This is a genomic window from Vibrio sp. 378 (assembly GCF_033339435.1).
Genome location: NZ_JAWOUO010000032.1, coordinates 1 through 7,750, shown reverse-complemented (window position 1 = coordinate 7,750; position 7,750 = coordinate 1). Strand labels below are relative to the sequence as shown.

Genomic DNA, 7,750 nt, shown 5'->3' with positions numbered 1-7,750 from the left:
AAGGTACGAGACCGAACATTATACCACTCAGTGTTTGGGTGGTCGGCTAAGTTGGCAAGGTACTCGATGTCACTCACCTGCTCACAGAATAAAGATAGCCAACTCAAATAGGTTAGATATAGCGCACCTTCAAGACCATTGTATTCCTCTTTCTTTGCTACTAGAGTCACCTCCGCTTTAGGGAGCACTACCGAAATCGCCGCGCCATCACTCAATAGCTGTGACTGTACTAATTTAATATCAAAGTACTGATGCATATCCATTGCTCTAAGGCTGGATTCTATGTCCTCAACACTATGGTATAAACTCCCGCTAAGGTAAAGGCCAGTAAGGCTAATGCTCTGTAGATTTATTTTCCCACTTTTATAAGAAAAATTAAAATCATCTAGCAGCCGCTTGCATTTCATTCTACATGGATTAGAGAGCTTTTTTAAGTAATCTGCATGGCAAGCTATTGGTTTAAAGTGTTCTTTTGATGTCATAGAAACATTTCTCTTTAATTTATAAACTGGATCGAAGGAGTTAGTTAACGCCGCATTAAGGTGTGAGCAACGCTACCACCTAACCTAAACCATTACACCGTAAACACGAAACCCAAACTTGAACTGAAAATGCCAAGCGTTGGGAATCACTCTTAAATGCTTTGTTATATGCCTTGTGCCGTGAGAGCTCTAATTTCTCGAATGAACTCATGTTTTTGAGTTAGTGAGTCAGATTGAAGTCTCACCCGATACAAATTTAGCCCAGCAACTTCAAAGAACGTGTTTTTCTTATTGTCTCTTATGGTGGCCTCTGCGGTGTCATGATAAACGCTATCAACTTCAAAGAAATATTTAGGCGTATAGTCAACTGGGTCGTATATTACAAAGTCAACAATAGCCTTGAAGAAATAGTCACGCTCATCGGATGTTAGATGCACCTTAATCTCGCTGAAATCAAACAAGTTACTAACAGCGACATTTGGGTAAATAAAAAAATTAGGGAATACTTCCTTAAGCGCTTGGTTAAACAATCGCTCTTGTTCACTTTTGAACAAAGGTACTAACCAGTCAGTGCGAGCAAATCTTGTTCTTCTCGGCGAGGTTTCATTTGTAGTTGCAGACTTTGGTTTAGCAGAAGCTATTTTATAACTCATTGCAGCTTCGTTGTTGGCGCAAAGCTGAGAGAAAATCTTAGCGTCAGAATCACTTAGAGCAAGAGATGCTTCAAAGCCAATAGACTCTATTTGGTTTAAACCTTCGTTTGAAACTTTAATATAATCTGATACTTGCAGCTTAAGATACTCAGAGCATAGCTTTGATACCAACACGTTTTTTTCATTTCGTGCGTACTTTATAAACTCATTTTCGAGTAATCCTGAAATTCGCGCCCACTCTACACCGTTATTCTTCAATGATACTTGTTCGGTCTTCACTAGTTCTAAAATCTCTGACCAAGACTGTGAAGCTAGTAAGGTATAGAATTTTTCCATTGTTTCTCCAAATTTAAACTAGGCATATAACGCCCTGTTAAGGGGTGAGCAACGCAATACCGATGCCGCCGCATACCACCTTAATCACTTAAACCAACGCATAGTGAAAATGCCACGCGTTGCGAATCCCTCTTGAACAGTTTGTTATGTGCGTACTAATTGAGGTACTTTTGCCAATGTTGCTGACCGGTCAAAACTACTCTGTAATCTTCGTAGTCCAATGAACTGTAGAGCTTTTTAGCTGCAACATTGTCATCACCGACCTCTAGTGTGATTTTGAGGTAATCATTATCACGACAATACTGTTCGATACCATTCAGTTGCGCTTTCCCCACACCTTTACCACGAAAGTTGTCCGACACCATAAAATCATGGATATTCATCACTCTTTGCGCACGATAAGTTGAAAACGATTCAAAGCAAACCGCAAAACCAGCGGGCTTATCGTCGAAAAAACTGATAAATCCGTGGAAATAAGGCAATGCAAACAACTGAGCAATTACTGAGAGATCTAGCTCAACTGAGAATCCAGATAGGTACTCTCTAAACAAAGTCTCGAATATACCTTTGTCCTCAATGCTTTCTGTTTCGATACGCCTGATTGTGATTTCCATATCCATTTCCACCAAAGCACATAACGCCTTGTTAAGGTGTGAGGCACGCAATACAAAAGCCTCTGCATACCATCTTAACCACTAAAACTAACGCATAGTAAAAATGCCAAGCGTGCCGAATCACACTTGAACAATTTGTTATGTTCACGGCTACTCTAAATCAACGGTAAGGTTAATATCTTTAAACTGCTCGAACTCTTGCGGACTTAGACTTAATAAAAATTCGAATGGGGAGCTGTTCTTTACTGCTTTTTCGACCGCGTTATCAAACGAGCGAAGCCCACTAGTTTTTAGCACCGAGAATTCGGTAACCTCAGCTTTATCATTAAGTTTGAAGTTTACACGGACATCGTACCCTAGATACTCATCTTGCTGGTTCAATTCATCTTGTATTCGAACTTTCATCAAGGATGCATTGTGAACTAGTCTAGCCTCTGGCGAATCATTGAAACCAACACACCCAGCAATAAACATTGATATTAATGCAATAAAAATTGCGTTTTTCATTATTAACGTTCCTTGAACATAACGCCGCGTTAAGGTGTGAGTAACGCAATACCGAAGTTTCTGCATTGTGCCTTAAACACTGAAGTTGCCGCAAAGCAAAAATGCCACGCGTTACGAATCACTCTTAAACGCTTTGTTAGATTTTTCTTTCGCAAGCAATCGCATAAGATCAGCATGCATTTTTTGCATTTGCTGTTCTTTTGCTTTCCATTCACCAGAACTTTGAGGTCTGCGACCGAACTCATCCTGAGTCGCCATCAGTTTACCGCCTTCTCCACCAATGAAGATTTCGGAGTCTCTCCCGAGCAGCTTAGTACTTTTTGAAACAAAGACCTTATCTAATTTTCCCCAATCTTTCTTTTTTAAGTATTTTTCAGGGTATAGCCATTCTTTTTTTGCAGCAGCTATATATTTATGAGCCCTAGACTTAAGGATGTGGTTAACGACTATGACTTGCTGCTCTGAAAACTCTCGTTCTCTGATAAAATCGCTGTAATTAATGATAGTTTGATCAAAGTATCGTGCATTGGTGTGTGGCTTTGGAGCTTTAAACTTTCCAGGTGAACGAGCAAACTCCTTATTCGTCAAAATGACACAATGGTTAAGGTCAATTGGAAAGATCGTCCTTGTGCCTTTTAGGTGTATTCCGGGGTCATTTGGAAATCTGCATTGTTCATTTCCTGGATAAAACACTGAATTATAAAGTGTTACTGGGTTATCACTTACAATGAACTTTGTTTCAGATTCATTTGCACTCACTACTTCTAATGAAGCCTCCGCCCACATAGTACAATGCATTCGACGTAGTTCCTGCATGCGCAGTAATAACTCATTGTGAGTTTTAGCGCGAGTAACTCTAGTTAACCACTCCAACCCCTTGGGTGTTCTTATTCTTTGAGCATCCATGTACTCAAATATATTAGTAACATGAGGATGAATTTCTCGCATCCATTCTTCAGAGGCCAACGCAGATAAAGCTTTAGAACCACTGGAGTCTATATGGCCGAATAAATGCCGTTCAATCTCATCATTTTTTTCACCAAACCATTGCGTGGTATAAAGATCTACTTCGTAAAAAAACCTTGTTGGCCCTTTATTGAGAATTTCACCAATTTTGACTGACTGCCCATCAGGTCGAACTATTTCTTCTGGACTGAGATCTAACCTAAAATAGGATTTCTGACCATCCAGCATAAATCGGCGCTGGTACCATTCAGGAACATAGTGATGCCTATATGATGTCTGCATGAATCCTCCGAGTAAATCTAACGCCTTGTTAAGGGGTGAGCAACGCAATACAGAAGCCGCCGCATACCACCTTAAACACTAAAACCAACGCATAGTAAAAATGCCACGCGTTGCGAATCCCTCTTGAACAATTTGTTATGAGACTTTTTTTCGCAGTAGATCCTTTCTGTGTTTTTGATACTGCCTACTTTTAATAAACCAATCAGTGCCTGCGATAAATACCGCGCCAATGACAGTAACCAAGTAAAGCCGGTACGAAATAAAAGGCGACAAGTTCAAGTAAAAATCGTTATGAACAAATGCAGTACCAAATACAAATGGTACACAAAAAGCTACTCCATGATTAAGGGAGTGCCTGAGAAAGCCTCCCTTTTGAATCTTGAGCCACTGAACCTGTTTTTTCCGTTCCATCTATTCCACTCTATTCTGCATTTTTTATGGTGGCTCATAACGCCGCATTAAGGTGTGAGCGACGCTTGGCTATACTTGAGCGAAGCGAAACTGCCAAGCGTCGCGAATCACTCTTAAATGCTTTGTTAGAATTTTATATCACCTTAATACTGGTTGCATGTTTATTAAAGATACGTAGCTTACTCGAACCGTGAATGCTTTTCTGATGCCAATCAATCAATGATGTAGACCAAATAGCGTACCTACAGCGTTTAGCTTTATTAATTTCAGCTTGTGAGGGGTGCTTATAACGGTCATTGAACCCGAAACTTAAAATAAACATAGATTCATCATATTTTTCTGGCGGAGGAATATCCTTCGATTTCAGATTGTTGGAGCCATGATGCGTAGCTATAACGCCTGTATAAGTAAAATCATATAATGAAGGAAAGTACTCATAATCCGCATCTCCTGGCACAAGCACTCTATGGTTTGCCTTCTTGCTTTTTTGTTCAATAGTCAAGACTAGACCTCGTTCATTAGAAGCGTGTTCTTTTCTACCACACTCATAATAAATATTCTTACCTGCACCTAATGGTATGCTCCCTTTTTTACCATGATCAATAATGTAAAACTTAGAATTCTCTGTTATGTCTACTAAAGTTTCCCAAACTAAAAGCCTTGGTTCATAGGTTATTGCATCTCTTGTGCTATCGGTTGTTATAGCTGACTTAGAAAAAGGAACAAACCAATACTTATCTTTCAGGTAACTAAAATACTCATGATGAGCGAGTTGATAGTGGTCTTCATCCCAATGTGATAAAAATACGGTTTCTACGCTTGAAAGGTTGTCATTAAATTTATACGTTTTCTTTGACACTGCTTTTTTATTGATTGGAGTACCATGCCCAGAATCAAGTAAAATTTTACTCATACCATTCGAGTCACTAATGATGGACATACTACCTTGACCAACAGGTTCTACATTAAGACCTATAGATTTTGAACCAATATATTTTGCTGGTTTTTTTGCGTATTCATACCACGTACTCTCAAGCTTTGATTTTATAGATTGCCTCAAAACATTAAAGTAATCTAATAGCAGGTCTCTTTCATCTAGATTTACTAATCTAACAGAAACTATTTTATAGTATCTATACTCCTCAGATACGTTTTTGAAGTAACTAAAGATACCAATATCAGCATCCTTCTTATTACAAGGTATCACTTCAAACTGTAGGGGAATTTGGTTAAATCTCCGGAATGATTTTAAAAGGTAATACATATCGTACATATCGTACATACAAAATGGATTGAATAGTTCTAACCGAAAAAGTTCCAACCTTTCTGAGTTTTGTTCTACCAATGAGTTATATTTATAGCCATCAACTGTAGAAACATATCTTGCTTCAGTCTCTTCTGAAGGCTCCTCTGATACACGCTGAATATTTGATAAAATACCTATAAATCTATTACTTTCCATTTTCTAACATCTCAAAAAATTCTAACGCCCAGTTAAGGGGTGAAGCACGCAATGACCAAACTACCGCATTGCACTTCAACACCGAAACCAACGCATAACAAAAATGCCACGCGTGCTGAATCCCTCTTGAACTGTTTGTTATGTGCGTACATTTAACGAGAGCACATCCCTTACATCACGAGAGTCAGACTCTTTCCAACGAGTTACTGTTTTACCTTGTGAAGTAGTGTCAACAAGCACTTCGATTGTGTAGTTTGATTTATATTTTCGTTTTTCGAACTGTTGATGCAAATAGGCTGCAAACTGTTCTGCTAAATCTACAGAATCGAGGTAAATGCTCTTCCCACGCAATCGTCCGGCAGGTGAAACACTGACAGTGATCATTGAATTATCATCGTGCTCCCAATGATAAGAGCGCAGGTTTTGAGGTAGAAGATCATTTCTCACGCGAATAAGTAACGTTGCATACTCTACAACGCTCTTATTCGGGAACTCTCCCAACTTTCTAAGCATGTTACTTTTTCTCCCTAAGCATATAACGCCCTGTTAAGGTGTGAGCAACGCAATACCAAAGCTCCCGCAAGCCACCTTAAACACAAAATGCAACGCATAGTATAAATGCCACGCGTTGCGAATCACTCTTAAACAGTTTGTTAGGTTTGATCTAAAATCCAAAGATGTTTTTAAGAACCCACCAAAAGTTTTGTACAAAAACAACTGAAATTAGCATGAATCCAACCGCATAACATGCGCAGCATACGATATATGCAGTTTTTCTCGCCCTATCAGCTTTCCAATAAAGGTGCCAGAATACACTTTGCATATACTCCTTCCCTTCATAAATTCGCCCTTCTTCCTCTCGCATGGACTCTTCAAGATCGAACTTAAAGTCGTCATAGGAAAGTCCAATATCATTAGCAAAAGGGCGTAAGTGCCATTCTTGTTTCCCTTCTCTTTCGAATGAACTATAAGAAGGATATTGCTGAATTAGTTTAGGACAGAGTAAATTATAAATTAGCGTCGCACCGGCAAAAAACAAAGCAGAAAAATAAAATAGTTGCCAAGAAAATGGTAGCTTTAAGTGTAACTCGAAGGTGTAATCAAAAATTGTTACTAACGCTAATTCATTAGTTCCTGATAGTATTTTGGCAGCTACAGGAACAATAAATATCCAAACATACATTGATGAAATGAGTTTTACATCATGAACTTTATTTAAATTAGACCAATTGATATCAGTTCTTTTACACCAATTGACAAGCCTACTCCAACGCTCTTCCACTTTTATCCTCACCTTTAATTAAAAATTTTTCGCACTAAAACCTAACGCCGCGTTAAGGGGTGAACAACGCCATCACCTGACCTAAACCATTGTGCCATAATCACAAAAGCTAAACTTTGAACCAAAACTGCCAAGCGTTGAGAATCCCTCTTGAACGCTTTGTTATGTGCGTGCTAAACGGTAGCGCCTTACAGTGCCCTCGGTTTCACTTGTGTAGTTGCCAAGATAATCACCGCCACAGTTTTCAATAACCTTTTGGGACGCTGGATTGTCAATTGAACAAGTAACAATAACTGAGTCAGTGACTATATGGTCTCGCACCCAAGCGAGCAGAAATGAGGCTACACCTTTACCACGAACTGACGGTCTAGTTTCGTAGCCAACATGCCCAATGGCATTTTCTACGTTGGCATTAGTACCTTTACGAACTCGAATAGCACCTAAGATTTCAGAGTTAGATACGCAATAATAAGTTGTGCTGGGTAAATAACCGTTTGGTAACGCAGAAGTAGCCTTAGAACGTTCAACCAAACCTGATAAATAAGCTTCAGGATCTTGCTCAACGCCGGAATATTTAGGGATACCCGACTCCAAACATTCTTTCGCGTAACTTGCTAATATTGGAGCTAAATCTGGACTCGCTTCTACTACTTCCATGTCAATTTTCCTCAAAAGCACATAACGCCCTGCTAAGGGGTGAGCAACGCAATACAAAAGCCGCCGCAAACCACCTTAATCACTAAATTCAACGCATA

8 protein-coding genes and 1 pseudogene are annotated in these 7,750 nt (G+C 39.3%); all 9 read right to left on the bottom strand.

All coding sequences use genetic code 11. From position 1 onward, the window contains the following. A pseudogene (locus R7Q48_RS23515) lies at positions 1-407 on the bottom strand (hypothetical protein); the annotation flags it as partial. A 239-nt stretch (positions 408-646) separates the two neighbouring features. Next, entirely contained in the window at positions 647-1,471 is an 825-nt protein-coding gene (locus R7Q48_RS23510) for a DUF2726 domain-containing protein (RefSeq protein ID WP_256903423.1), read from the bottom strand. A 155-nt stretch (positions 1,472-1,626) separates the two neighbouring features. Continuing rightward, positions 1,627-2,085 carry a GNAT family N-acetyltransferase gene (locus R7Q48_RS23505; RefSeq protein WP_038873759.1) on the bottom strand — a complete coding sequence of 153 codons (459 nt, stop codon included), beginning with the start codon at positions 2,083-2,085 and terminating at the stop codon, positions 1,627-1,629. A gap of 150 nt (positions 2,086-2,235) precedes the next feature. Next, entirely contained in the window at positions 2,236-2,592 is a 357-nt protein-coding gene (locus R7Q48_RS23500) for a cell envelope integrity protein TolA (protein WP_017633715.1), read from the bottom strand. Between the two features lie 111 nt (positions 2,593-2,703). Continuing rightward, positions 2,704-3,840, bottom strand: a complete 1,137-nt coding sequence (locus R7Q48_RS23495; protein ID WP_256903422.1) for a DUF4238 domain-containing protein — start codon at positions 3,838-3,840, stop codon at positions 2,704-2,706. Positions 3,841-4,384: 544 nt separating this feature from the next. Beyond that, positions 4,385-5,713: an MBL fold metallo-hydrolase gene (locus R7Q48_RS23485; protein ID WP_256903421.1), complete on the bottom strand. Its 1,329-nt coding sequence runs from the start codon at positions 5,711-5,713 to the stop codon at positions 4,385-4,387. A 138-nt stretch (positions 5,714-5,851) separates the two neighbouring features. Further along, a complete protein-coding gene (locus R7Q48_RS23475) occupies positions 5,852-6,226 on the bottom strand; it encodes a hypothetical protein (protein ID WP_103176310.1) in 375 nt (124 codons plus the stop codon). Between the two features lie 151 nt (positions 6,227-6,377). Beyond that, positions 6,378-6,995, bottom strand: a complete 618-nt coding sequence (locus tag R7Q48_RS23470) for a hypothetical protein (protein WP_256903419.1) — start codon at positions 6,993-6,995, stop codon at positions 6,378-6,380. Positions 6,996-7,157: 162 nt separating this feature from the next. Next, positions 7,158-7,652 (bottom strand): GNAT family N-acetyltransferase, encoded by a 495-nt coding sequence (locus R7Q48_RS23465; RefSeq protein ID WP_157625181.1) that lies wholly within the window; start codon positions 7,650-7,652, stop codon positions 7,158-7,160. Between the last annotated feature and the right edge of the window lie 98 nt (positions 7,653-7,750).

What these genes read in the sequence shown, in the direction of transcription:
- R7Q48_RS23510 (WP_256903423.1), bottom strand. Translation starts at nt 1,471, where the DNA reads ATGGAAAAATTCTATACCTTACTAGCTTCACAGTCTTGGTCAGAGATT.
- R7Q48_RS23505 (WP_038873759.1), bottom strand. Translation starts at nt 2,085, where the DNA reads ATGGAAATCACAATCAGGCGTATCGAAACAGAAAGCATTGAGGACAAA.
- R7Q48_RS23500 (WP_017633715.1), bottom strand. Translation starts at nt 2,592, where the DNA reads ATGAAAAACGCAATTTTTATTGCATTAATATCAATGTTTATTGCTGGG.
- R7Q48_RS23495 (WP_256903422.1), bottom strand. Translation starts at nt 3,840, where the DNA reads ATGCAGACATCATATAGGCATCACTATGTTCCTGAATGGTACCAGCGC.
- R7Q48_RS23485 (WP_256903421.1), bottom strand. Translation starts at nt 5,713, where the DNA reads ATGGAAAGTAATAGATTTATAGGTATTTTATCAAATATTCAGCGTGTA.
- R7Q48_RS23475 (WP_103176310.1), bottom strand. Translation starts at nt 6,226, where the DNA reads ATGCTTAGAAAGTTGGGAGAGTTCCCGAATAAGAGCGTTGTAGAGTAT.
- R7Q48_RS23465 (WP_157625181.1), bottom strand. Translation starts at nt 7,652, where the DNA reads ATGGAAGTAGTAGAAGCGAGTCCAGATTTAGCTCCAATATTAGCAAGT.